Raw genomic sequence first — 23863 nt, 5'->3', positions numbered from 1 at the left:
ATAAGCAACAATAAAAATCAAAACTTGAGACGTGCAGCTTTGTCTGTAAATCATGCTGCTGTTCGATGAAACCCCGAATCATTGTTTGTAACTTAGGACGTACCGGATATAAAGTCTTTCGCTTGCTCAGACAGCAGGGAGCATTAGTTGTTGGTATTCATCACCAACTTATCCCTGGCGAAGCAGCAGGAGATATAATTGTTGGCGAATTACATGCAGCTAGTACCCTCACCGCAGCGGGAATTGACCAAGCACACACTTTAGTGATAACTGGATCTGACGATGCTGTGAATTTGTCAATAATGATGCAAGCGCGGGTGCTAAATCCGTGCATTCGGATTATCAACCGCTTTTATAATACAAACTTAGGCGATCGCCTAGATCAAGCTTTGCCAAATCACGTCAGTATGAGTGTTGTCAAATTAGCAGCACCAGTATTCACCTTTGCGGCACTAGGAAATCAAGCGATCGGACAAATTAAATTATTTCAGCAAACTTGGCTGATCCGTGAAGAATATATTGATGAAAATCATCCTTTGGGGGGATGTAAGTTAAGTGATTTGTGGGAAGATTCATCACGAATGCTGATTTATTATCAGCCAGTCGAAGGTGAGAGAAATTTGGTATCTGCGGTAGTTTCTGGACAAGAATTAAAAGTAGGCGATCGCTTAATTGTTGCTGTACCACCCCGCATCCGTCAGAAAAGAAAATCACTGATTAAAAAAGGAATGAAAATCCTTGGCAATCTAAAACAGCTTCAACAACACGGGCGATCGGTTGTAATGGGGGGTATTGTACTTTTAGCGATTATTATGATTGCCACACTCACCTACATGTCTACCCAACTGAAAATATCCGCGATCGATGCTTTATATTTTTCTGTAGGCATGATTACAGGAGCAGGTGGTAATGATATTGTCGAAAAAGCTCCTAATATTATCAAATTATTTACCGTTTTTATCATGTTGATTGGGGCAGTAGTCATTGGTATTTGGTATGCCCTACTCAACGATTTTGTTCTAGGAAACCGTTTCAAGCAATTTTGGGATGCTGTGAGAATTCCTCAAAGTCAGCACTACATCGTCTGTGGTTTAAGCGGTATCGGGATGGCAATTGTCCAGCAACTCCACGCCAGCGGATATGACGTAGTAGTAATTGAAACAGACTCCAATAACAAATTTATCAACACTGTCCGTGAATTAGGTATTCCCGTAATTGAGAGCGATACTAGCTTTCGAGTCACACTTAAGGCAAGCAATATCAACTCTGCTGCCGCTGTGCTTGCTGTTACCAAGAACGACGCTACTAATTTAGAGATTGCCCTGAAAGCAAAAGGATTGACACCGAACATTCCCGTAGTAGTCAATTATGCCGATCCTGATTTTGCTGGCATGGCACAACAAGTTTTCGGTTTTGAGGCTGTACTGAGTCCCGCTGAACTTGCGGCACCAGCTTTTGCCGCTGCCGCACTAGGCGGACGAATCCTCGGTAATGGCATCACCGGAGATAGTCTGTGGGTAGCTTTTGCAACATTGATTACACCTTCACATTCCTTTTGCGGGCAACAAGTGAAAGATGCGGCAATCTCCGCCGACTTTGTGCCTTTATATGTAGAAAGAAATTCTCAGACTATTCACGGCTGGGATTTACTAGAAATCAACCTCAGTGACGGCGATATTTTATATTTAACAATACATGCTACGCGGTTATACCAGTTGTGGCGCAACACACCCTCACAATTGATGGCGAGTTAATTTAGAAACCCGGTTTCTTTAAGAAACTTAGAAACCCGGTTTCTTAAAGAAACCGGGTTTCTGGAAGGGTTTAAAACTCACTAAAATTGTTGATTTTCACTTCATTATCCGCAAAACGTGCCACTATTTCAAGTTCACCTCCCATTGCTTGGATCACTTGACGTAAATGACTAACGTACATATCAGTACGCTTTTCCAAACGTGAAATAGCTGGTTGTTTTACTTGTAATTTTTCAGCCAGTTCAGCTTGAGATATTTTCAAGGCTTGGCGCAATTCATGGATTGCCATCTCTTGTTTTAATTGTGTTTTTTTCGCTGCTATTTTTGCTTTTCTAGTTGCTCCCAAATCTTCAGTCAGCCGCGAAAATTTATGATGTCCTGTCATATCAAGCCTTCCTCTCTAATCTCTTTAAGGTAGTCATCATAAAGTTGATCGACAATAGGAATATATTTTTCATAAAAGCGTTTATCTCCAGTTTTATCGCCTCCAATAAGTAGAATAGCGACTCGTCTTGGATCGAAAGCGTAAAAAACTCTAATAGGAGCGCCTCCACTTTGTATACGTAATTCTCTCATGTGAGAGTGTCTTGAACCGTTAACACCGGACGAATAGGGAAAAGATAGCTGCGTTCCGCTTTCCTCAAGCAGTTGAACAACACTAACTACATCATCCTGTTGATCTTCAGTTAGAGTGCGCCACCAACTCTCAAACTCGTCAGTGTATTCTACATCGCACGACATTCACTTCTATATTACGTTGATGTAATAATAGCATGTTTTCTGCTCTAACACATACTGCCGACTTTTTGACATTGATGGCGAGTTAGGATTTTGCTTTTTCTGTTTTTTCTTAAAAGTTTTGAAACGCAAGCTCAAATAATCAACACTAGAAACCGCTAGGCGTAAATTTGCCATAGCAGTAAATTTACTGAAGCAACTTGCAAAAATATTTTCGTATAAATATGAAAAGGGCGAAAATACTTTGAGGGTTAAGGGTGCAGAATTTTTCAGACTGGTTGATAGTCGGTTCAGTTACATTGTTCGTAGGTGGAACAGCATCCTTTGTTATCCCAGGAGGTGGTGCAAGTGGAGCTTTGCTAGGAAGTACCACAGGAGCGGTTTTAGGAGCAGCTATTTCCACTAAACGAGAAGAGAATAAAGAGGTTGAATTAAAAACGCTAAAGGAGCAGTTAGTTAAACAAGAAGAATGGAAAAAGTTAAATGCACAACTGCCAATTTTGAAACCACAGGTTGCGGAACTACGAAAGCAGCAAACAGAGTTAGCAACAGTTGAAGGGCAATTTGTTCAAAAGCGAGAAGAATTGCAGCAGGTTGAACAGAGATTGACAACACTCAATCAGCAAAGGGAAGAACTAGAGCAGCGAATTGCTACAATTAATCAACAAAAACCTGACTTATCTACTTTGGAAAAACTGCAAGTGCAAATTGAGCATTTTCGGCTTGATAAAAGTGGGTTAGAAGGTCAAATTAATGCTCTGCGTTCTCAGATTGAGTCTTTGGAAATACAAAAGCGATCGCTCGTTAATATTGATGCAGAATTTGCTACCAGACAAGCACATTTAGAATCACTAAATAGACAAATTCAAGAGCTAGAAACTAAATCTCAGCAACTGGAACAAAGAGCAGCTGAACTGGAATTCTTACGAGCTACCTATGATGGTATATCCAGCCAAAAACAAAGCTTTGAAGAACGAATCAATCAGCTAACACCAGAGATAGGTAGACTAGAAGCTGAGAAACAGCGCGTCTTGCAAGCAATTCAAGAAAATCAACAAGAGTATTCAAAAATTGAAGAATTGCGGCAAAAATTGCATAGCTTGAATATGCAAATTAGGGATAGAGAGTCACAACTAAGAGAACTGGAAAGAGAAATCCAGCAGTTGAATGGTATCAAAGCTGGTATTGAAGAAAATAACGCTCTTTTAAAGCAAGAAAAAGAGCAACTTCAAGACGAAATCAAACGCTTGAAGGGAGAAATCGAGAATCTACAAAATAGTTCCGAAGTAGCACTGCGTTCTTTGAAAGAACACCTTTGGTTGAAGCTACCAGATACAAAGCGGAGTCTAGAAGGTGAACAGAACTTTTTAGAAGGTTTTGTTAGATATATTCAGTCTCAGGGATTAGCTTTTCCGAAGCGAGTAATTCATGCATTCCATACCTCGCTGAAAGTACAGGATATTTCAGCTTTAGTTATCCTAGCCGGAATTAGCGGCACTGGAAAAAGCGAACTACCACAAAAGTATGCTGATTACATTGGGGCACAGTTGTTAACTCTTGCTGTACAGCCTCGCTGGGATTCTCCTCAAGATTTGCAAGGCTTTTATAATTATGTGGAGAAAAAGTTTAAACCGACTGATTTGATGCGGGGACTATATCAATATAATCGCGATTCAGCGATGAAAGACCGAATTGTAATTGTGTTGCTGGATGAGATGAATTTGGCGCGAGTTGAATATTACTTTAGCGAGTTTCTTTCTAAATTAGAAACTCGTCGCAGCCGTCCAACTTTTTTAGAAATTGATGTTGGTAGCTTACCGCTTAAAGATGATGAACGCAGGCTAGAAATCCCCCAGCAGTTTTTGTTTGTGGGAACAATGAATGAGGACGAAACCACCCAGTCTTTATCAGATAAGGTGCTAGACAGAGCCAATGTTATTACTTTTGGTAAACCCAAAAACTTGCAATTGCGCCAACAAAATCAGCATCAAAATGGTACTAGTAGACCTTCAGGATACTTAGCATACTCTGATTTTAAACAATGGACAAAAATCCCTGAGCCTCAGTCTGATGTAGTAGAAAAGGTGAAATATTATCTTGATAGAGCGAATCAAGTGATGGAGAAAATGGGGCATCCTTTTGCCCACCGCGTCTATCAGGGAATTACTCAGTATGTGGTGAATTATCCGATGGTGGAGTCAGCATTTAACTTTGCTCTTGCGGATCAATTTGGGCAGAAATTATTACCCAAATTGCGGGGTGTGATGATTGATGAGGCTCATGAAGAGTTGGAAGAATTAGAGAAAATTATTGCAGAAATTGGCGATTATCCATTAATTGAAGCCTTTAGGAAAGCGCGTGAAGGGCGTTACGGACAATTTCAATGGCAGGGATTAGTGTATCAAGATGAGCCAGCACGATGAGACTTTATCCTAGCTTGTTTGCCTATTTAAATGAGTCTCAGCCTGTGCCACAGGATACTTTATTACAAGCACGCGATCGCCCGATAATTGCCCTAGCTCCAGAAGAAGATTTATCAGCACAACCTTGCTTAATTCCTATTGATGATCGAGTCTATGAAATTGCTTTTCCTTATTTGAAACCTACAGATATAGAGCATCATCATAATCAGTTAGAATACGTGTTGAAGATAACCATCAACGGTCAGTCTTATAACCTACGTGTCACTGATGAAGTTTTAGATTTAGAGGCTATCAAAGAAGAAAAGGAATTACCAGAATGGGAAAGCATATTAGGAGAGCGTTTGGATAATACAGCGGCTCTTTTAATTCGGCTTTTAGTTGGTATGTTTACAAATTTATTCGGTTATCATAAGACAAGACAGCCAACAATTCTATTAAGCCAGTTACAAGATAAATTAGACCAAATTAATGTTAATGAAGCGAATCTTCCTATAGTTATTAGTCTGGAACGCCGATATCAACTTTGCCGCAAGTTAGAAAATATTGCCTCTAAACTGCGTCATCAACTCAGAAGGCAAGCAGAACTAATGCCTGTAGGTAGAATTCAAGAAATGGATGCTTATTGCCTCAGAGACTACATCCGCCGTCCTGGTGTAACCGCTGCTCAAAAGGCAGGAGCAAAGCAACAGTTAATGGGCATCCAACGCTATCAAGATTTTAACACAGCAGAAAACAAGTTTCTCGTTTATTTCAGTCAGATTCTGCATCTCAATTGTTATCAATATGAGAGGAGTAATGCGAAGCAGTATCAGACAGAAGTCGATAAATTTCGTTTAGTTATTGATTTGTTTAAGCAACAACCAGTAGTAGAACAAATTCAAAATAGACAATATCAATTTACTAAGCCTAACTATGTTTTACAGCAGAACCCTGTTTATAGAAGTTTTTATCAAGCTTATTTAGAATACATTCAAAAAAGGTTTGAAAAAGAGCGGATATGGTCATTTCGCAATCAATTACTTGCTGATACTATTTATATATGCTTAACAGCAGCACTGCTACGGTTTCAAGGAATAGGAATAGATTGTACCCTCAGTATTCCTGGTAGTAGTATTTGCGAACAAGGACGTTATATTCAACATTGCGCGAGTATTAATGTTAAGGTATTTCTCGAAAATCAAGTTTATGTTTTCGGTTTAAAAAAATCTACTAATAAACTTTTTGGCGATTGGCTGCTAACAGCGGAAATTCACCAATTAGACTCAACTGAGTTAGAAACTAAAAAATTAGACTTCCCCATCTGGGTGTTTTGGTATCGTCCGAACAATGAAGCGATCGCACAGTTAAATAAATATTTACAAAAATTAAATTTAAAAAGTGGATTTGTATTTTATTTACAAGTTCCTCCAAGCAATTTATCCCCTAGAGGTACAATACAAAGTTCTTCCGAATGGAAATTATTGCTTTGTCAATTACCCGATCCAATAACAGCACAAGGATTTTCTAGCACAGTTGCTCTCATGGCACGTTTGATTAAATCGGTAGTGGAGTATTCGCTATGAATGAGCAGCAATTTTGGGCAGAATTGCAACAATTAGTATACGAATCTAATGAACATCAAGAAACTGCTCAAGCGCAATGGCAAAGATTAGTTCATCACGTTTCACCACCGCTACCAACTAAATTAATTATCCAGACTGTTTGTAACGGTTCTGTTTATTTAACAGAGCGATCGCCCCTAAATTTACCGGCTATTACTCCGAATGTTTGCCTCAGTGCGAATCAACAATTGGCATTAGAAATGGCTCTCTCGAATAGTGCGATCGCTTTGATTGTTGGTTCACCAGCCACTGGTAAAACGCGCATTGCCACGAGTCTAGCTTATGCCGCAATTAACGTTTCAAAACGTGTCCTAATTTTAACTCATCACAGTGCTGCCCTCACCGCCTATCGCAACTTACCAGGGTATCCTTTCTGGTGTCAACAGCAAGATTATCGCAACTGGATAATTGAGCAACTGCATTCCCAACATTTGGCTCAACCGCAGATGAATTACTTGCCATTACATCTGCTACCTGATGGAGAATTGGCAAAACTGCGAACACCAGCAAGACTAGAAACATGGTTGCCAATTATTCAAACTTCTTCACAGCAACAACTGACTGAACTTTTAAAGTCAGCATTTACTGAATTAGAAATTGCACGAGTTAAACTGCTTGCTTATCGTCTCAAGCAATTAGAACCCTTGTTACAGCAGCAGTTAAAATTGAGTCAGCTTTATGCAAATTTATCTGAATCAGCGATTACAGAACTCGCTGATCAACTCAGTGATAATCCACAAGTGCCAATTTTGGGTACTGTTGCTGAGTTTATGCAGCCTCAGCATCAATCTCTGTGGCAAACTACCTTTGATTTAGTAATTGTAGAAGAAGCGCAGCATCTCACTTGGCTAGAACTAATGCTGCTTTCTACATTAGGGCATAAGCTCGTTTTGTTTGGCGATAAAATGCCAAGTCTTTATTCTAAATCTTCCCCGAAGCAGTCGTTTTTTGCTTTCTTTCCCAAGTGCTTCAATTGGCTTAGTCAGCATTTACTTCCAACTTATCATTACCAGCTAACAGAGCAATTTCGGCTACATTCAGAAATAGCTAAACTTGTTTATCCAGTAATCTGCAATAATTGGATTCAAACTCAACGAACACCGATTGATTATCAACTTACCCAGCTAAAACATCGATTAGTTTGGCAAGATGTCCCAAATCAGAAAGTAGGGGAGGAAATTATTAAATTTATTCAAAGTCTCGATCCGCAACTCAGTTCGCAAATAGGCATAATCACATTTGACGTTCAACAGCGAGATTGGCTTTTAGCTAACTCTCCTAAATTTTCTCAACTCCTAATTGGTACAGTCGCAGAATGGGCAGGAATTGAACGAGCGATTGTAATTGTAAGTTGTGTAGGGCATCCCGAAAATATTGCTGTAGAAGCTATAAATATAGCTTTAACACGAGGGCAAGACTACCTGATTTTATTTGGTGATTACGATTTCTGGCGACAGCCTGGTTCCCCGCTGCGAAGTTTTTTATATCAACCTTTACATAAAGAACGCACTGTGATTTTATCATGAAAGTTCAATGTCAACTGCAAGGCACATTTCATCGCATTCAGTTAAGTGGTACAGACTCAATTGCCGTCTCTTTAGTTGATTTAATTCGAGAAGTGCAAGCGGTAGCAACTGAAAACCGCAGGCGATCGCCTCAATTATTGCGTCAATCTTTTGGCTTAAATTTTCTTCCAGAACCTGTTTTAATTAACTTGTTACAGCAAGCGCAGGGTGTGGTTAGAGAAAGTGAATATCAAGTGCCATCTTTGCAACTTCTCCACTCTGTTAAATCTAACTTAAACTCGCAGGTTGCTAACACATACCGCTATCAATTTACTTGTCCAGAAGCAAGGTTTATTATTACACGATACGATTCACAACTTCCTTTATGGACTGGTAATGATTCAGAACAATCAGGAATTTACACCGTTACCTTAGAGCAACCTAATTATCCAGGTTTATCTGATGAGTTTGCCAAAAATATCTGGCAGCAGGCTATAAATTCCTGGCAGACATTACCAGAAAATCGGAAAATTAATATTGCCCTACAATCCTTAGATTCAAACACTTTTCGACTCATAACCCCTAAACTACAAATCTGGATTTCGTTGCCGGATTTATCTTTAGATTTAAGAGCAGCAATTACATTTTTGCGCTTAGGTGGAAATGATACATCAGCTTTATCTGAGCTAGCTAAATCATTAGTTCAGCAGTATCAGTCAACTTATAGCTTACCAATTATTCAACTACCACAAAAACTCAGCCCTGATGAAATACCCCCTGCACAAGGTTTGTTAATTGATAAACGTAGAAATCGTTCTATCTTAGAAACAATCATCTCTACAGCACGTAAGTTTCTCCTAATTTCCAGCTACATCATTGAAGATGAAAGCTTAACAGAATTAATCTGCAAGAAATCCCAAGAATTATCCCAAGGTGTTTGGATTTTAACTGACTTGAGGAACGAAATCATCGATCGCATTGATGCCCAAGTATCGGATAATGTCTCTTTACGAACAGAGTATCAGCGTTCTCATGAGCGGAAAAAAGCTTGTTTAAAAATGCTGCTGGATGCCAATATTCCCATCCGTAGCGGTGCTTTTCATCTCAAAACTTATATTTCTGAGCAATATGCTTATTTAGGCTCTTGTAATCTCACTGGAGGCAGCTTAGATTTTAATATCGAAGCAGGTATAATCAGTCGCAATAACTCGATTCATACCCAATTAATCAATTTATTCCGGCAATTTTGGCAACAACGCAGCCGAGATGAGGTAATACCCACTCTCAACTCAAATGGTTTTCATCTGCGTTCTATCCATCGCTCTTCTCAAGAAGAATATCAAACTTATCCCAGCTTATTGACTTTATCCCGCTACAAAAAGGATTTGATAGAAAAACTGAGAAATTTTCGGGGACAGGTACAGATTTACAGTCGCAGCTTTCAACCATCCCCAGAAATAGAACAATATCTACGTTTATTAGATACCCGGATATTTGTTGATTCTCAAATGCGAGTTAATTGCTCAACATTTAATATAAAACAAATTGATAATCTTCATGCAAAAATTACGCTGCTGGGTGATGAAGTTGCTTATCTTGGCGGCATAAATTTTAATTTTATTAATAGTGCTTTATCTCTGAATGACTTAATGTATAAAACAACCAATTCCATAGAAATTACTCAAATACGTCAAAATATTACTTCACTTTATTCTTAATTTATGACTCAATTATTCAATTTGGAATCCTACGTTGAATGTTGTCAATACGCTCAACTTTTTCATGAGTCTCCTGAGCAGTTTATTCCCCAGGATGGGGATTTCCCAAGGGCATACAAAGCATTCTTACAGAATTATGCTACTCATCCGTATCTACCAGAACCGATTATAAGTGCAAATCGTTCTCAAGAGTTAACAATCAATCAAACAACTTTAGATTATCTCTCGATTGGTACTAAATTAACTCAGGGAGAGAAACAGCGGTTATTTATCATCCGAGATACAGTGGATTTAATGACGCTGAGTATGAGTAATCTTTTAGAACATAAAGATGGTTACTTATACAGCAGTGCCTATTATTATTGGAATTATTATTCCCAAATTTGGCAACATAAATTAACGAAGCCGTTAGTTTTTGTTAATCTGGATAATTTTGTCAGCAATAGCCTGATTCCCATTAACTTCTCACGTTTAGATAATAGCCCCTATCAAGTTCCAATTCTCAACACGAAAAAACCAATCTCTCTTGATTCAGGTTACAATATAAAATCATATAATAGTATTTGCCAGAGCATAGCACGTCGAATTTTAGCGGATAATTTTCAAGCGATCGCCCAAAATGATGATACACTTAATCATCTCGCTAACTATTTACAAAAAACCTCATTTTTTCAGATTATCCAGCCGTACTTGAATAAAGAATGTTTTGATTTTATTGTTGAAGTTTTACACAACAGTCAGATTTATTATAAAAAAGTAACCTTATCCCTAGCCGTCATTGCAGACATTGTATCCAAGCAAATTAATATTCAATATTTAAAACAACTTGCCAATACGCATCCTGAATATCAATTTGCCTTAATCAGTCAGTACAATATTTTTCCTCATATCCAGCAACTACTTCCATTTATCTGCCTTAACCCAAGCTTTCAACAGTTTAATCAAATATGGCAAGAAAAAAGTAAGTTAAATTTTCCTCTTTTTGCCATTTACCTCGATGAAATAGAATTCGCTATTGGAATTACTGATGCTCAAGGGCAAAAATCAAAACAATGGATTCAATTATCTCAGCAAAAAGACGCTATTTCTTATGAAGGCAAACCCACAGTTTTGATAGGACGCATTCCTAGTAAAAGCCAAGATTTCTTTCGCATACCAAAGGAAAATAAAACCGCTAAACTACCTATTAAGGTTAATGGGAACGATTATTGTATAAATGGTGTTCCCCAAGACTACAACATCGAAATTGAAAACTGTCAAAGAACAGAAGATGTTTGTATACGTATAGAGTTTCACCTGCAACCAGGTTCATTTCCCGAACTTAAAGTTACAGATTTAGAAGGTAAATATAAGATAACTGCTTCTCTGACAGATAGAACAAAATTATCATATAGCCATATTCCACATGAAAAAATAATTAGCACTCGTCAGCAAGAATCATTAGCTCAAATTAATCGCTTGCCAACTCGCAATAAATTAGAGTTTATAGAATATTTAATGCATATTAATAAAGAATTAGACAATCTTAGTATTAGTAAGAGTAGTAATAGACCAATAAACTATGCAACATTAAAAGACTTGCTTAAGAGGGCTTGTGAACAGATTCATAAGAGTAACAATAGACCTGATATGCTGAAATCTATAGATGCTGACTCCGATGAAGCAGTGGTGAGCGACTTGAGAGCAAAATTACAGAATCAGAGCCTTCATAAAATCATTGATATAATCTGTGAATTGTTAAACTCAAATACTCCCAGTAAATTAAATTTAATTCAACAAGGTTTTTTGCTAGAGGCAATTAAATTTACTGGAAAACTATATAATTTTTCCCAATACTTATTACCGAATAATCTTTTTTATCCAATTATATTTAGTATAACCAAGAAAATTACATATCTTAATTTTGAAAAGGAATATCTCCAGTGCCTCGCTAGAGTAGCAATAAATGAAGAACTCCAAAGGCAATACTTTAGTTGCTTTAACTCCTACTATAAATTAGAAACAAGCCAGTATCTATGGGGTTATGGTCGTATCTTGCTATGGTATTATAACTTTGATACGGTTAACTTAGTAAATTTTAAAGTGCATTTTACTGCAATTATCGAATACTTGCTTAGTAAACCTCATACTAATTTTCATGAGCAGTACAAGCAAAATGCCTTTTTATCTTTATTGTATCTGCTGTCATTTCGCGCTAATGATAAAGTCTTTTGTCAACAAGGTTCCGAAGAAATGCGAATGGCAGAAAGAGTGATTAGTCATTTCAGTAAAGATAGAATTATTTTAAAGCAGGTGAGTAAAGAAAAGCCCCTAAATCAATTCTTTCAAGAAATGATTGCAGGAACGATTACAGAAGATGACCTAGGAAAGCTTCTACAGGGTTAAATTTTAGATAATGTAGCTTTGCTTTATAATTCAACCAGACTATCGGAAGATTTACTCTTTGGAAGTCCCCAAGTAGATTGAAGAGGTCATTGAAAAGGGTAAAGTTGTCAGTGAATACCAGCAGCAAACCAGACTCGGAAAATTCACCAGAAGATAACAGTGAAACACGCCGTCAGAGCATTCTTCCCATTGCTCCACTGCCAGAACACATTAGTCAAAATATCGAGACAATCATAGCGTTGCAGACACGCAACGAGCAAGACGTATCTGGACATCAGCGAGGTGTGGAGGCTGTCACCACTTTTTTCGGTCGTCCGGCATTTCTGTATAGCATCCTGCTCGTAATTGTCCTTTGGATGACACCCAATATTTTGCCACGGCGTTTTGGCTTACCGAAATTCGACCCACCTCCATTTGCTTGGCTGGGGTTTTGGGTGACAACAGGCTCGTTACTGATGACAGCAGGAGTGCTGATTAAGCAAAATCGACAAGAAAAGTTGGCGGAGCAACGAGCGCAGTTAAGCTTGCAATTAAACCTGCTATCCGAGCAAAAAATTGCCAAACTCATTGCCTTGGTTGAAGAATTGCGCCAAGACCTTCCCAATGTGAAAAATCGTTACGACCCCGAAGCCGAAATGATGAAGGAACCTGCCGATCCCCATGCGGTAATTGTTGCGTTGGAAGAGACATTAACACAAGAATTAGAATCTCTCCAGAACCAGGAAACATCTAATTAATTGGGAATATGCAGGCAACTGTTTTATGAGATTTCTTGCACTCATTTCTAATTTCAGCATTGCTGATTTGCGGTATGAATTTCAAATTTTTACGCTCTGGTAGAGACGTTCCGACGGAACGTCTCGCTCGATAAATTAGGAATTTCATACCTAAATTCGGCAACGCTGGTAAATAAACTTTTTATATTTATCGCCCAGCCGATTCCATATACTCAATACACTTGTGCATCTGCTGATTCATCATTTCAGCATCAGCATGATACCTCCGCCCGTGACCTGGTAACACCCATTCAAATGTATAATTAGCTAAATTTCGCATTGATTTAAGCTGTTCTGACCAAGAATACCAGCAAGCATTGCGAAAAGCAATCAACTGTTTATATGTATCAGACCAAGCCAGATGATCGCCAGTAAAAAGAAACTTCTGTTTGTAAAGTAGAACAGTGTGTCCTTTAGTGTGACCGGGAACGGGAATAATTAACAATTCCGGAGTTAACTCAAATGGTTCACTACCAGTTAGCTGAATTTCTACATCGCGAGTAGAAGCTGTAATATCGTTAGTGTGGAAAATGCGCTCACACTCAAAATGTTCGGCAAACTTTTGATGATCCGCTACATCATCTCTGTGAGTCATATACATATAGCGTATCCCCCCCATTTTTTCTATCCGCTTCACCAACGGTGGTGTAAACCTGGGAGAATCTACCAAAACATTACCTTCGGGTAATTGAATCAAATAACTCGTAGCACCAAAAGAATCTTCCGAATGATAACCGCAGTGGTAAACATTTTGGGCAACTAAAATTGGAAAACTCAGTTGAGCGTATTTGATATCTTGCGGCTTCTCGATTGTACCAATGGAACTGGTTGGACAAGCCAACAAAGCTTGTAGCGCAGTTAATCGTTGGGCTTCATTAGCTGGTTGATGATGAACTGCCGATTGTTCACCAACTTCAACAAACACTTCCGGAGCCATCCAGCGACAGGTGTCACAATCAATACAGGAAGTATCGACATAAAAATCGCCGCTGACATTTTCCGGACGCCGCAGATTTAAATGAGCCATATTAAACCTCTTTTACCCAGCCTGTATGAACAGGTTAGCAAAAGCGGTCATACACTGTGTTACCATCTAGGAAAAAAGAGGAATTATAATTGTTATTGCTCAGTGCTTACTTTATAAGAAAATAGTTATTTTCACTTTTTCCGGTAAGCGATCGCCTGAAACTACACATAAATTTTGATTACATTTTTTATCACTTTCCCACTCTTCCTTGCTTGCTATGCTACCATCGATATGAGAATTAATTCGGCGACAGCGTTTGTTTTTAGCATTGACAGGTATTCTTCTTTTGGTGTTTACAGACTTTTCTCCGAAATCTAAATCTCCGCACATTTATGATTTTGGAGACAATCTATGTCTATTTATGTAGGTAACCTCTCTTATGAAGTTACACAAGAAGCTCTGACTTCTGTTTTTGCAGAATATGGTTCTGTAAAACGAGTTCAGTTGCCTACCGACCGTGAAACAGGTCGTTTACGCGGCTTTGGTTTTGTAGAAATGGGTTCAGAAGCTGAAGAAACAGCCGCCATTGATGCGCTTGATGGTGCTGAATGGATGGGACGCGATCTTAAAGTTAATAAAGCTAAACCCAAGGAAGACAGAGGTTCTTTCGGTGGTAATCGTGGTGGTGGCGGAGGCTACAACCGCAACCGCTACTAAGTCTTAAAGATTCAATTATTAAGTTAATTGAATTTACGAAAGGCTCAAGCAGTAATTCATGCTTGAGCCTTTTTTGGCATCTAAAAAGCGGTTAGAAACGCACTTTTATAAACAGGGTTTTTCAAGACAAATAAACGTCGCAACAAACAAACGCCCGCAGGCATCGAAGCCTGGGGCTACAAAAACTAAGCTCCGTTGGCGAAGCCTCTCGTTCGCGCAAGCGTCTCCCTTTGGGAGAAGAGAAGCTTTGATCGGAGGAAACCTCCGCTCAAACTTCTCTCCACCTGCGTAAGCTCTGTACGCACAACGCGACACCCTAGAAGGGTGTCGGATTTTGGCGATCGCTCTTGCGTGCCAATTAACTAACAACTAAGTGCAATTGACTTGCGACAAAACTAATTACACGATGAGTCAGGGGAAGACTATCAATTACCATACTCAGACACAACAGCATCATGTAAGAGATGGAATAGAGAAATAAATCTTTAGCCAAAGTACGATCGCCTGGATTGTGTAACAAGTGCCAAGCCTTGAGAATAAATAATCCTCCCAAAGCAAGTGCGATCGCTGCATAAACAATTCCCGTCGCATGTAACGGATATAACAGCAGCGTAATTGGCACCAAAATTAGCGTGTAAAACCAAATCTGCCGCACCGTCGCTTCATTGCCCGCGACAACTGGTAACATTGGTATCCCAACCTTTGCGTAATCATCCCGAATCATCAACGCCAGCGCCCAGAAATGGGGAGGTGTCCAAACAAAGACGATCGCAAAAAGTAACCAAGCAACCCAACTTAAAGTTCCCGTAACAGCCGCCCAGCCAACCAGCGCCGGAATCGCTCCCGCAGCTCCACCAATGACAATATTTTGGGTACTAGAGCGTTTTAGCCAATGAGTGTAGACCAGAACATAAAATACAATACCAGACATTGCCAGCATTGCGGCTAGTAAATTGGCAAATACAAAAAGCAGACTGAAAGAAATCACAGCCAAAGCGATCGCAAAAATCAAAGCATCACGAGGCTGTATTCTACCCGAAGGCAAAGGACGATGGCGCGTGCGCTCCATATCATAATCAATATCTCGGTCATAGATACAATTAATCGTTTGAGCGCTAGCAGCTGCTAAAGTACCACCAGTCAGAGTTACTAACAACAGCAATGGATCTACTTTTCCCTCACCAGCAATCCACATACTACCAGCAGTAGTAATCAATAGCAGCGGAATAATCCGAGGCTTAGTCAGCTGGTAATAGCTTTGAATAACTTGGGGAAATGTTTGGTGGTGCTTCGAGACATTAGTCTCAATCATGTTGACTCTAATTCCTTATTTGTTCAATTTCTGTGCTATCGTTATCGCCTCTGGCTTTTATAGTCCAACAAAAAGACAGACTTCCAGCACTCGCATTTAACTTATAAATTCACTCCATCTACACTTGTAGTCGCCGTCACATCAGATGAATAAACATTAATACCACGACTTAGAGCCAAATCACGCAACGAGAGAACCGTGAAAATTACCAAAGTACCCAGCAAACACGCGCCTATAAGTTGGTGAGAAACAGTAAGAGGCTCGACTTGGAGATGTAACTTAAAAGTGGCAACTCCCAACAAAATCTGTAAAACTAACAATCCAGCAGTTATCTTAGCTAATTGCCGCAAAGCTGGATGTAGTGCAGGTGTACGCAATGAGAGAAATACTACAGCCAAAGTCGCTACTGTTGGCGGCACCACCCCACCGATATGACTGTACATTACAGCACAAAGTTGAGAACCGCCAAAACATTGATGTAGTGCCCAGCGAGATCCGACCAAAGCACCAAGCAAACTTTGTAGATAAACCAAAACAGCAGCAGTTAAACTTACCCAAGGTAACTTACCAACAGTTCCAGTTCCTTGGTAGGGAGCGAGTGCCGTGCCGATAACTAGTAGAGTAATGAAAAATAACAACGCCGTTGCCAAATGCGCCGTAACGATATCAAAGCGCAAAAGTTCAGTAACGGTGAGTCCGCCCAAGACACCTTGGAAGACAATTAAAAACAGCGAGAAAAGAGAAGCCCAAGGAAGCCAGTTAGGTAAAGAACGACGATGCCACCAGCTTAAGATAGCCAGAGCGATCGCGCTCAATCCAATCAACGAAGCATCCAACCTGTGAAACCACTCCAGAAAAACTTGAAAATTCATTTGTTTAGCTGGCACAAGTTCCCCATAGCACAAAGGCCAATCTGGGCAAGCGAGTCCAGCATTCATCACGCGGGTGGCACTGCCTATTGCCATCAAAATTAAGGTGGCTACACAAATTTTCCACACCAAGCGACGAATCATTTCCTTGGGTTTTTGCTGCTCTTGTGCCGCTTCATTTTGTTGTTCTAGGACAAATTCACTCATGAATGATACCTTATGCCAGCTATGAGTAAGCCTTTAAAGTTCTAAAATTTGTCAGTTAGGATACACTCTGCCCCAAAAGCGCAAGTGTCCTTCTCCTAACCACCCTAGCGTATAAACCAAGGTTAAAGATTAGCTCTGATTTATACTGTGAATGAACGAATCGACTTTTAGCCAAAAGCTTTAGAGAATTTTCTCTTTTGTCAGCATTTGATTAATGGCAATCACTTAACTTATCTAAATTCTTTGTTAAATTTTTGTTGTTGATTTACATCTATCCTTGGCAATATCTAGCAAATCCCCCTAAGGAAAAATGAGAAAAGCTCCAAAAAAAATTAATAAAAATTTCAACCCATTACACTCAATGTCTTATAGGCTGGACTACCGTAGTATGTAAGCAGCTCTGTCCAAAATAGTAAAGTCATTAACTCTAATCAACCGTGAAAATTCCAAGTTCAATCTGGACGTTACTCATTGGCATCCTGCTGACACTGGTCAGCCTCTGGTACGGTCAAAATCACGGTCTGTTGCCTACAGCAGCAACTGATGAAGCCGATTTAGTGGATGGTCTGTTTAACACGATGATGGTCGTCTCAACGGGTATATTTTTGCTCGTCGAGGGTATTTTGATTTATAGTGCCTTTAAATACCGTCGTCGTCCTGGCGACAACTCTGACGGACCACCCGTGGAAGGCAACATACCTTTAGAAATTCTTTGGACGGCGATCCCAGCAATTATCGTTCTCGGTATTTCTGTTTACAGCTTTGACGTATATAACGAAATGGGTGGCTTTAACCCCCATGCCGTCCACGAAGCCCCGATTACGCAGCAGTCGATGAAAATGCCTGGGGCAGCGATCGCAGCAACTTTAAACGACACTCCACCCAGCACAGAACCCAACCTGAATCAGCAGAAATCTGATGAGGCAATGCAAGACCCCGCTACAGCCGCAGTCCGCAATGCCGATCAAATTCCCCAAAAGCGAAATGCTCCTGGCGTAGGTATTGTTTCTCCGACCATCGGTCCGGTTCCCGCAAAAGAAGGCAAACCACCAGCAATGATAGTCAACGTCACAGGTTTGCAGTACGCCTGGATTTTTACCTATCCAGAAACTGATGTTACCTCCGGTGAACTCCACGTTCCCGTCGGACGCGAAGTGCAACTCAGCATGTCAGCAAACGATGTTATTCATGCCTTTTGGGTGCCAGAATTCCGCCTCAAGCAAGATGTTATCCCCGGTCGGCAAAGTGAAATTCGCTTTACACCGAAAAAAGAAGGTAATTATGACCTCATCTGTGCTGAACTTTGCGGTCCATACCACGGTGCCATGAGAACACAAGTTATTGTGGAAAAGCAGGAAGCTTTTGATAACTGGATACAAGAGCAGCTAGTTGCCAGCACTGAAACACTAAATCAAGCCGTTGCTGTCAATACCGAGGATATATCCCCAGATAAATTTCTCGCTCCTTATACCAAGGACATGGGAATTCAGCCAGAAATACTTTATCAAATTCACCATTAGTTATTGGTTAGTGGGCATGGGGCATGGGGGAGGCAGTACGTTGGACGGGTTTCCCGGCTTGAAGCATCTGCCGTCATGGGGCATGAGGCATGGAAAGCATCTTTTATTACCAATGCCCATTGCCCAATGCCCAATGCCCAACAACCAGCAACCAAAAGGACTTTTATGACACAAGCACAGTTGCAGGAAACTGCGAATACCCCTGCCTTGAATGAGGAACCAGGGGTAAGAAAATGGCAAGACTACTTCGGCTTTAACACCGACCATAAGGTAATTGGAATTCAATACCTGGTTACTACGTTTATTTTTTACTGCATGGGCGGGGTAATGGCTGACTTAGTTCGCACGGAACTGCGAACGCCAGAAACGGATTTTGTCACGCCTGAAGTTTATAACAGTTTGTTTACGCTGCACGCCACAATCATGATTTTCTTGTGGATTGTACCAGCGGGTGCGGGGTTTGCTAACTACCTGATCCCCTTGATGATTGGGGCAAAAGATATGGCATTCCCCCGCTTGAATGCTGTCGCTTTTTGGATGATTCCGCCTGCTGGTATATTGCTAATCAGCAGTTTAGTGGTAGGCGATGCACCGGATGCCGGTTGGACTTCCTACCCTCCCTTGAGTTTGGTTACAGGTCAAGTGGGTGAGGGAATATGGATTATGAGCGTCCTTTTGCTGGGGACATCTTCGATTTTGGGGGCAATTAATTTCCTTGTCACTCTGCTGAAGATGCGTATCCCTGGCATGGGTTTCAATCAAATGCCCTTGTTCTGCTGGGCAATGTTTGCTACCTCAGCACTGACTTTGGTTTCAACACCAGTGCTAGCAGCGGGCTTGATTTTGTTGTCTTTTGACTTAATTGCCGGAACGACATTTTTTAACCCGACTGGTGGTGGCGATCCGGTTGTATACCAGCACATGTTCTGGTTTTACTCGCACCCAGCGGTTTACATCATGATTTTGCCCTTTTTTGGGGCGATTTCGGAAGTGATCCCCGTGCATTCCCGCAAGCCGGTTTTTGGATATAAAGCGATCGCCTACTCTAGTCTCGCCATCAGCTTTTTGGGACTAATCGTCTGGGCGCATCACATGTTCACCAGCGGTATCCCTGGTTGGTTGCGGATGTTCTTCATGATCACCACCATGATCATCGCCGTACCTACCGGCATTAAAATTTTCAGTTGGTTGGCAACTATGTGGGGTGGCAAAATCCGCCTGACAACCGCCATGTTGTTCGCAATGGGCTTTGTCGGCACTTTTGTCATCGGCGGAATCAGTGGCGTAATGTTAGCTGCGGTTCCGTTTGATATTCACGTTCACGACACCTATTTTGTCGTAGCACACTTGCATTATGTCCTCTTTGGTGGTAGCGTTCTCGGCATTTATTCCGCGATTTACCACTGGTTCCCGAAAATGACGGGACGAATGATGAACGAATTTTGGGGTAGAGTTCACTTTACTCTGACTATCGTCGGTCTGAATATGGCATTCTTACCCATGCACAAGCTGGGAATGATGGGCATGAACCGACGTGTTGCTCAGTATGACCCGAAATTTACGACTTTGAATGAAATTTGCACTTATGGTGCTTATATACTGGCGATTTCCACATTCCCCTTCATCATCAACGCGATTTGGAGTTGGATGCACGGTAAAAAAGCAGGTAACAATCCTTGGGATGCACTTACCCTAGAGTGGATGACAACCTCACCGCCTGCGATTGAGAATTTTGACGAACTTCCAGTATTGGCTACCGGACCCTACGACTACGGTTTGGAAAAAGCCAAAGAAGGTGTACCCTTAGACGATCCCAATCCAGTATTGTCTGGCGGTCCTAACTCTGTATTACGCGCCGAACCAGATCCAAAGGTTGCGGCAAATCCAGAAGATCGTAAATAGAAAGTAGGGAGTAGGGAGTAGGGAGTAGGATGTGTGTTTTCATTTTCTCTCTTCTAGCCCCTAACCCTAGTCCAAAATTTCTTCGACACAGCTATAAATATTAAAGATTCATGCAAAGTCAAACTATTGACCCAGCTAAAACAGCTCTCAACCATCACCACGCGGCGACAACAGACGCTCATCACGAAGAACATCCAGACCATCGTATATTTGGTCTAATTGTCTTCCTCATCGCTGAGGGGATGATTTTTCTAGGATTGTTCGGAGCTTATCTGGCTTTCCGTGCTACTTTACCTGTGTGGCCCCCAGAAGGTACGCCAGAGTTAGAATTGTTGCTCCCCGGAGTCAACACTGTCAATCTAATTGCTAGCAGTTTTGTCATGCACAATGCTGACACCGCCATTAAAAAGAATGATGCGCGGGGAATGCGAACTTGGTTAGGAATAACTGCGGCAATGGGTATTATTTTCTTACTAGGTCAGGTATATGAATATACCCATCTTCAATTTGGTTTAACTACGAATTTGTTTGCCAGTGCATTTTACGTTTTGACTGGTTTCCACGGATTGCACGTTACCATCGGCGTTGTGGCGATTCTTGCCGTATTGTGGCGATCGCGCACTAAGGATCACTACAATAGCGAAAAGCATTTTGGCATCGAAGCTGCGGAAATTTACTGGCACTTCGTTGACGTAATTTGGATTATCCTTTTCGGATTGCTATACCTGCTTTAAGTATCAATTTTTTTGAAGCTATAAGTGAAACCCCCTATAACAGGGGGTTTTTCATTTATAGCTTTATCAATTTCATTCAGAAGGCAGGAGGCAGAGGGCAGAAGGCAACCCACCCTTAAAAGAATGGAATTGAAGCAATAATATTTTATACCTTTTAACAAGGCTGTTTTACCAAAGGTCGCGATCCTATTAATCTGGTGAAAATGTCGGGAAATATCATTTAGACGACATCAGTACAGAGAAAGTTAAAAAGCACTGGAAAATTTTACCGCTAGCCAGTGCCTTTACCTGATTGAAAGTATTTCAATAGTTCAGTAATTTTTCTATAACACTACTCAAAAATTAAAGCTAAAACGTAAATATATGTATGACTGAGGTAGTTAATCATATGGAAAATGAAATTAACTTAAATGAAATAGTATACAATGGCTCAAAATTTGAATTAATTCCAAAACATATTTACTATCTTGCTAAATTTGATGTTCCTACCTCAGAATTAGAAATGTGGAAAAACTTTATAAGTGAAATATTACATTCAGAATCGTTAGCTGAAACTGAGCAGATTATTAATATACCTAATAAATTGGGTGAAGAATTAGAAACTCCTGTTTATATACCTTCTAATGACGGAAATTACCACACTATAAATTTTTTTGGTAGTTTTTATTCCTGCTGGAAGATTTTTAAAGAATTTCAAGCATTTAAGAACCATGATTTTTATATAAATGCTGTTCTACAAGGATTAAAATTAAGAAAAGAATCTAAAGAAGATTTAGTAGATAAGGAGTTAACAGAATTTTTGGAATTTTCATTAGGAGGTTTGATAGAATTTTCACTAGATTGGGAAGAAAGATATTTAATATTTATTGAAAACACAAATCCAAAATTAGATTTTGAATTCAAAACGTATAAAGAAATAGAAGAATATGAGAAAGAAGCGAGAATGTCTTCTCTATATGAGTCTATAGATGAGTTTATACGTTCTGATGATTTCAACGACTTTGGTTATACTCAAGTAAGTTATGAAGAATATATGTTAGGTTATGATTAAAAATAAAGGTGTTACCGAGTCCGAAATATATTAATGTATTTTTAAAGTTTTGACATATAAAAATTAATACTACGCACTTAGACAAAATAGCACTACGGGTAATTTGTAGTGCTATTTAACAAAATTTACTCTTCCGACTTTTTCGACTCTTCTAACTTCTTTGACTTTTTCGACTCTTCCGACTCTTTCAGAAGAAGTTGCATAACTGCCATTGATGATTCTGCTACATTGGAAAAATCTTTAGGACTTTCTACAGCAGTATAAAGTAACATTGCAGATAACGTGATAGCTATCAAATTTTTAACAAACATTTCTTGACTAAATAAACCTCATGGATATATTTCCTTGGTTCAACAGGTAAAAAATTTTTTTGAAAACACAGACCAATTGGTCAGTAAAATCAACCGCACGCTGATATTAAACGCTTTAACAAATAACCCTTACCGCGTCCCCTAGCCCTTCCCGCGTCTCCTGAGTGCCTAGCCTCTCACAACCGTCCAAAAGCCCCTCTAACCCATCATTTCACCTAAACCATAATCCATGCCTTTAGTACCTACGTTGGTTCTAGGAGCATTTTCGCAGCGGTGGTGAAACATTCATGTGTGTGGGTGGTGAAATGTTTCTGGCTTAAGGGTTGGGTGTCGGGAGTCAGATATCGGGAGGTTGGAGGGATATATAAGTAAAATATGAAAATTTTTTACGCTAGCATCCAAACCGCTTATCAATCAAAATTTTTGGTCTATGGCGACTTCCAGAAAATATCGGTGCGTTACAGTTTTGCTTAACACACCCAGAGTATGGTTTTACCTTTAATTTGGTTGGTCTACTTATTAGCTATTTCAAGGTGATAATCTAGTTACAGGCACTCGGATTATTTCAGTGAAGCCTAACAGAGGATGATTTCCAATGCTTTATAAAGTACCATTAGTGCTATCACCGCAACTTGAGGGTGGTTTCACTGTGACATCGCCGCTTCAAATAATTTCAATCGTATTGATGTAAATAGCGCGATTATTTTATGTGGCTTTTCAAGGTATCGATGGGTGAACTATTTTTGGTTGTTGAGGATGAGGTAGCCTGACTTGTCCCCAGAAAACCAAACAAATGACGACATTAAGCGCTCTAAAGGCAAATTCGACCCAGTTGTAGAAACTAGAGATTGGGCGATCGCGGCATCTGAAGAGTATTGCAAGCGAATTGCTAAAAACACAGGCAGGCGAGTAGTAGAAATAATTGATACAGAAGATAGCCTTTTGCCAATAGTTTGTATTTTTGAGGATATTACTTATGACTGACGCAGCAACTCTAATACCACTAAGTATAGTGATTCCCATATTTGCTGCCATCAGCGATCGCGATTGGGAACGCTTTAAAGAGCTTGAGTTGAAGTTTGCAAATAATTACGGCGTAGAAACTTGGGCGGATGTTTTTAATTTCCGTGTTCTACCCGCGCTCGATAAGGAAACTAAAACTTGGGTATTGATTCAAAAATGCAGCAAGGGCTACACAGTGCGGGATGTAGTTTGATTGACACTCTATCAAGTGCGTTTGGACTTTCACTTTCAGCAAAACCACTGTTTCTTGACACTCCCCTGCCTGAATAGATATCGCTTCGCTCATCTATTCGGAAAGGCAGGGGATTCTTCATTCACCGTCAGAACTTGCTCTAACAGGCTTACGCCAA

At 40.1% G+C, this 23863-nt stretch carries 22 protein-coding genes; 15 read left to right on the top strand and 7 right to left on the bottom strand.

Features of this window, described 5'->3' with window-relative positions; genetic code table 11:
* Positions 1–65 precede the first annotated feature (65 nt).
* Positions 66–1754: an NAD-binding protein gene (locus AABK37_RS25460; RefSeq protein WP_432554305.1), complete on the top strand. Its 1689-nt coding sequence runs from the start codon at positions 66–68 to the stop codon at positions 1752–1754.
* Positions 1755–1824: 70 nt separating this feature from the next.
* On the opposite strand, the gene AABK37_RS25455 is transcribed toward AABK37_RS25460, so the two are convergent.
* On the bottom strand, positions 1825–2139 hold the full coding sequence (locus AABK37_RS25455; protein WP_432554304.1) for an XRE family transcriptional regulator: 315 nt from the start codon (positions 2137–2139) through the stop codon (positions 1825–1827).
* Positions 2136–2495, bottom strand: a complete 360-nt coding sequence (locus AABK37_RS25450; RefSeq protein WP_432554303.1) for a type II toxin-antitoxin system RelE/ParE family toxin — start codon at positions 2493–2495, stop codon at positions 2136–2138. The genes AABK37_RS25455 and AABK37_RS25450 overlap by 4 nt, the downstream gene beginning before the upstream one ends.
* Before the next feature lie 254 nt (positions 2496–2749).
* Between AABK37_RS25450 and AABK37_RS25445 the strand changes: the two genes are divergently transcribed.
* The 6 genes from AABK37_RS25445 to AABK37_RS25420 all read left to right on the top strand — a co-directional run bounded on the left by AABK37_RS25445 (position 2750) and on the right by AABK37_RS25420 (position 12861).
* Positions 2750–4915 carry an AAA family ATPase gene (locus AABK37_RS25445; RefSeq protein ID WP_432554302.1) on the top strand — a complete coding sequence of 722 codons (2166 nt, stop codon included), beginning with the start codon at positions 2750–2752 and terminating at the stop codon, positions 4913–4915.
* Complete coding sequence (locus AABK37_RS25440) at positions 4912–6477, top strand: DUF2357 domain-containing protein (protein ID WP_432554301.1); 1566 nt, start codon at positions 4912–4914, stop codon at positions 6475–6477. The genes AABK37_RS25445 and AABK37_RS25440 overlap by 4 nt, the downstream gene beginning before the upstream one ends.
* Positions 6474–8042: an AAA domain-containing protein gene (locus AABK37_RS25435; protein WP_432554300.1), complete on the top strand. Its 1569-nt coding sequence runs from the start codon at positions 6474–6476 to the stop codon at positions 8040–8042. Before AABK37_RS25440 ends, AABK37_RS25435 begins: the two co-directional genes overlap by 4 nt.
* On the top strand, positions 8039–9739 hold the full coding sequence (locus AABK37_RS25430; protein ID WP_432554299.1) for a phospholipase D family protein: 1701 nt from the start codon (positions 8039–8041) through the stop codon (positions 9737–9739). The genes AABK37_RS25435 and AABK37_RS25430 overlap by 4 nt, the downstream gene beginning before the upstream one ends.
* A gap of 3 nt (positions 9740–9742) precedes the next feature.
* Positions 9743–12124 (top strand): hypothetical protein, encoded by a 2382-nt coding sequence (locus AABK37_RS25425; RefSeq protein ID WP_432554298.1) that lies wholly within the window; start codon positions 9743–9745, stop codon positions 12122–12124.
* A 110-nt stretch (positions 12125–12234) separates the two neighbouring features.
* Positions 12235–12861, top strand: coding sequence for a DUF1003 domain-containing protein (locus tag AABK37_RS25420; RefSeq protein ID WP_432554297.1), 627 nt, complete (start codon positions 12235–12237; stop codon positions 12859–12861).
* A gap of 187 nt (positions 12862–13048) precedes the next feature.
* Here AABK37_RS25420 and AABK37_RS25415 read toward each other — a convergent pair whose 3' ends face one another.
* Positions 13049–13927: an MBL fold metallo-hydrolase gene (locus AABK37_RS25415; protein ID WP_432554296.1), complete on the bottom strand. Its 879-nt coding sequence runs from the start codon at positions 13925–13927 to the stop codon at positions 13049–13051.
* A gap of 111 nt (positions 13928–14038) precedes the next feature.
* Entirely contained in the window at positions 14039–14257 is a 219-nt protein-coding gene (locus AABK37_RS25410) for a hypothetical protein (RefSeq protein WP_432554295.1), read from the bottom strand.
* A 21-nt stretch (positions 14258–14278) separates the two neighbouring features.
* On the opposite strand from AABK37_RS25410, the gene AABK37_RS25405 reads away from it, so the two are divergent.
* Positions 14279–14584, top strand: coding sequence for an RNA recognition motif domain-containing protein (locus tag AABK37_RS25405; protein WP_432554294.1), 306 nt, complete (start codon positions 14279–14281; stop codon positions 14582–14584).
* Between the two features lie 358 nt (positions 14585–14942).
* Here AABK37_RS25405 and AABK37_RS25400 read toward each other — a convergent pair whose 3' ends face one another.
* On the bottom strand, positions 14943–15896 hold the full coding sequence (locus AABK37_RS25400; RefSeq protein WP_432554293.1) for a heme o synthase: 954 nt from the start codon (positions 15894–15896) through the stop codon (positions 14943–14945).
* A gap of 101 nt (positions 15897–15997) precedes the next feature.
* A complete protein-coding gene (locus AABK37_RS25395) occupies positions 15998–16972 on the bottom strand; it encodes a COX15/CtaA family protein (protein ID WP_432554292.1) in 975 nt (324 codons plus the stop codon).
* A 437-nt stretch (positions 16973–17409) separates the two neighbouring features.
* On the opposite strand from AABK37_RS25395, the gene AABK37_RS25390 reads away from it, so the two are divergent.
* The 5 genes from AABK37_RS25390 to AABK37_RS25370 all read left to right on the top strand — a co-directional run bounded on the left by AABK37_RS25390 (position 17410) and on the right by AABK37_RS25370 (position 22179).
* Positions 17410–18492, top strand: a complete 1083-nt coding sequence (locus tag AABK37_RS25390) for a cytochrome c oxidase subunit II (RefSeq protein ID WP_432554291.1) — start codon at positions 17410–17412, stop codon at positions 18490–18492.
* Positions 18493–18508: 16 nt separating this feature from the next.
* Complete coding sequence (locus AABK37_RS25385; RefSeq protein ID WP_432554290.1) at positions 18509–18661, top strand: hypothetical protein; 153 nt, start codon at positions 18509–18511, stop codon at positions 18659–18661.
* Positions 18658–20394 carry a cytochrome c oxidase subunit I gene (gene ctaD, locus AABK37_RS25380; RefSeq protein ID WP_432554314.1) on the top strand — a complete coding sequence of 579 codons (1737 nt, stop codon included), beginning with the start codon at positions 18658–18660 and terminating at the stop codon, positions 20392–20394. Before AABK37_RS25385 ends, ctaD begins: the two co-directional genes overlap by 4 nt.
* Positions 20395–20504: 110 nt before the next feature.
* On the top strand, positions 20505–21128 hold the full coding sequence (locus AABK37_RS25375; RefSeq protein ID WP_432554289.1) for a cytochrome c oxidase subunit 3: 624 nt from the start codon (positions 20505–20507) through the stop codon (positions 21126–21128).
* 367 nt (positions 21129–21495) lie between these two features.
* Positions 21496–22179, top strand: a complete 684-nt coding sequence (locus tag AABK37_RS25370; protein ID WP_432554288.1) for a hypothetical protein — start codon at positions 21496–21498, stop codon at positions 22177–22179.
* A 125-nt stretch (positions 22180–22304) separates the two neighbouring features.
* Here the strand turns inward: AABK37_RS25370 and AABK37_RS25365 are convergent, their stop codons facing one another.
* Positions 22305–22451 carry a hypothetical protein gene (locus AABK37_RS25365; RefSeq protein ID WP_432554287.1) on the bottom strand — a complete coding sequence of 49 codons (147 nt, stop codon included), beginning with the start codon at positions 22449–22451 and terminating at the stop codon, positions 22305–22307.
* A gap of 810 nt (positions 22452–23261) precedes the next feature.
* Between AABK37_RS25365 and AABK37_RS25360 the strand changes: the two genes are divergently transcribed.
* Both AABK37_RS25360 and AABK37_RS25355 read left to right on the top strand, forming a co-directional pair.
* Positions 23262–23474 (top strand): hypothetical protein, encoded by a 213-nt coding sequence (locus AABK37_RS25360; protein ID WP_052324893.1) that lies wholly within the window; start codon positions 23262–23264, stop codon positions 23472–23474.
* Positions 23467–23706, top strand: coding sequence for a hypothetical protein (locus AABK37_RS25355; RefSeq protein ID WP_432554286.1), 240 nt, complete (start codon positions 23467–23469; stop codon positions 23704–23706). Before AABK37_RS25360 ends, AABK37_RS25355 begins: the two co-directional genes overlap by 8 nt.
* Positions 23707–23863: the final 157 nt, after the last annotated feature.

The organism is Tolypothrix sp. VBCCA 56010, from assembly GCF_050875635.1.
GTDB lineage: Bacteria > Cyanobacteriota > Cyanobacteriia > Cyanobacteriales > Nostocaceae > Hassallia.
The sequence above is the reverse complement of the archived record's forward strand: the minus strand, read 5'-3'. Positions and strand labels throughout refer to the sequence as shown.

What these genes read in the sequence shown, in the direction of transcription:
- AABK37_RS25460 (WP_432554305.1), top strand. Translation starts at nt 66, where the DNA reads ATGAAACCCCGAATCATTGTTTGTAACTTAGGACGTACCGGATATAAA.
- AABK37_RS25455 (WP_432554304.1), bottom strand. Translation starts at nt 2,139, where the DNA reads ATGACAGGACATCATAAATTTTCGCGGCTGACTGAAGATTTGGGAGCA.
- AABK37_RS25450 (WP_432554303.1), bottom strand. Translation starts at nt 2,495, where the DNA reads ATGTCGTGCGATGTAGAATACACTGACGAGTTTGAGAGTTGGTGGCGC.
- AABK37_RS25440 (WP_432554301.1), top strand. Translation starts at nt 4,912, where the DNA reads ATGAGACTTTATCCTAGCTTGTTTGCCTATTTAAATGAGTCTCAGCCT.
- AABK37_RS25435 (WP_432554300.1), top strand. Translation starts at nt 6,474, where the DNA reads ATGAATGAGCAGCAATTTTGGGCAGAATTGCAACAATTAGTATACGAA.
- AABK37_RS25430 (WP_432554299.1), top strand. Translation starts at nt 8,039, where the DNA reads ATGAAAGTTCAATGTCAACTGCAAGGCACATTTCATCGCATTCAGTTA.
- AABK37_RS25425 (WP_432554298.1), top strand. Translation starts at nt 9,743, where the DNA reads ATGACTCAATTATTCAATTTGGAATCCTACGTTGAATGTTGTCAATAC.
- AABK37_RS25415 (WP_432554296.1), bottom strand. Translation starts at nt 13,927, where the DNA reads ATGGCTCATTTAAATCTGCGGCGTCCGGAAAATGTCAGCGGCGATTTT.
- AABK37_RS25410 (WP_432554295.1), bottom strand. Translation starts at nt 14,257, where the DNA reads ATGTGCGGAGATTTAGATTTCGGAGAAAAGTCTGTAAACACCAAAAGA.
- AABK37_RS25405 (WP_432554294.1), top strand. Translation starts at nt 14,279, where the DNA reads ATGTCTATTTATGTAGGTAACCTCTCTTATGAAGTTACACAAGAAGCT.
- AABK37_RS25400 (WP_432554293.1), bottom strand. Translation starts at nt 15,896, where the DNA reads ATGATTGAGACTAATGTCTCGAAGCACCACCAAACATTTCCCCAAGTT.
- AABK37_RS25395 (WP_432554292.1), bottom strand. Translation starts at nt 16,972, where the DNA reads ATGAGTGAATTTGTCCTAGAACAACAAAATGAAGCGGCACAAGAGCAG.
- AABK37_RS25385 (WP_432554290.1), top strand. Translation starts at nt 18,509, where the DNA reads ATGGGGCATGGGGGAGGCAGTACGTTGGACGGGTTTCCCGGCTTGAAG.
- ctaD (WP_432554314.1), top strand. Translation starts at nt 18,658, where the DNA reads ATGACACAAGCACAGTTGCAGGAAACTGCGAATACCCCTGCCTTGAAT.
- AABK37_RS25375 (WP_432554289.1), top strand. Translation starts at nt 20,505, where the DNA reads ATGCAAAGTCAAACTATTGACCCAGCTAAAACAGCTCTCAACCATCAC.
- AABK37_RS25370 (WP_432554288.1), top strand. Translation starts at nt 21,496, where the DNA reads ATGACTGAGGTAGTTAATCATATGGAAAATGAAATTAACTTAAATGAA.
- AABK37_RS25365 (WP_432554287.1), bottom strand. Translation starts at nt 22,451, where the DNA reads ATGTTACTTTATACTGCTGTAGAAAGTCCTAAAGATTTTTCCAATGTA.
- AABK37_RS25355 (WP_432554286.1), top strand. Translation starts at nt 23,467, where the DNA reads ATGACTGACGCAGCAACTCTAATACCACTAAGTATAGTGATTCCCATA.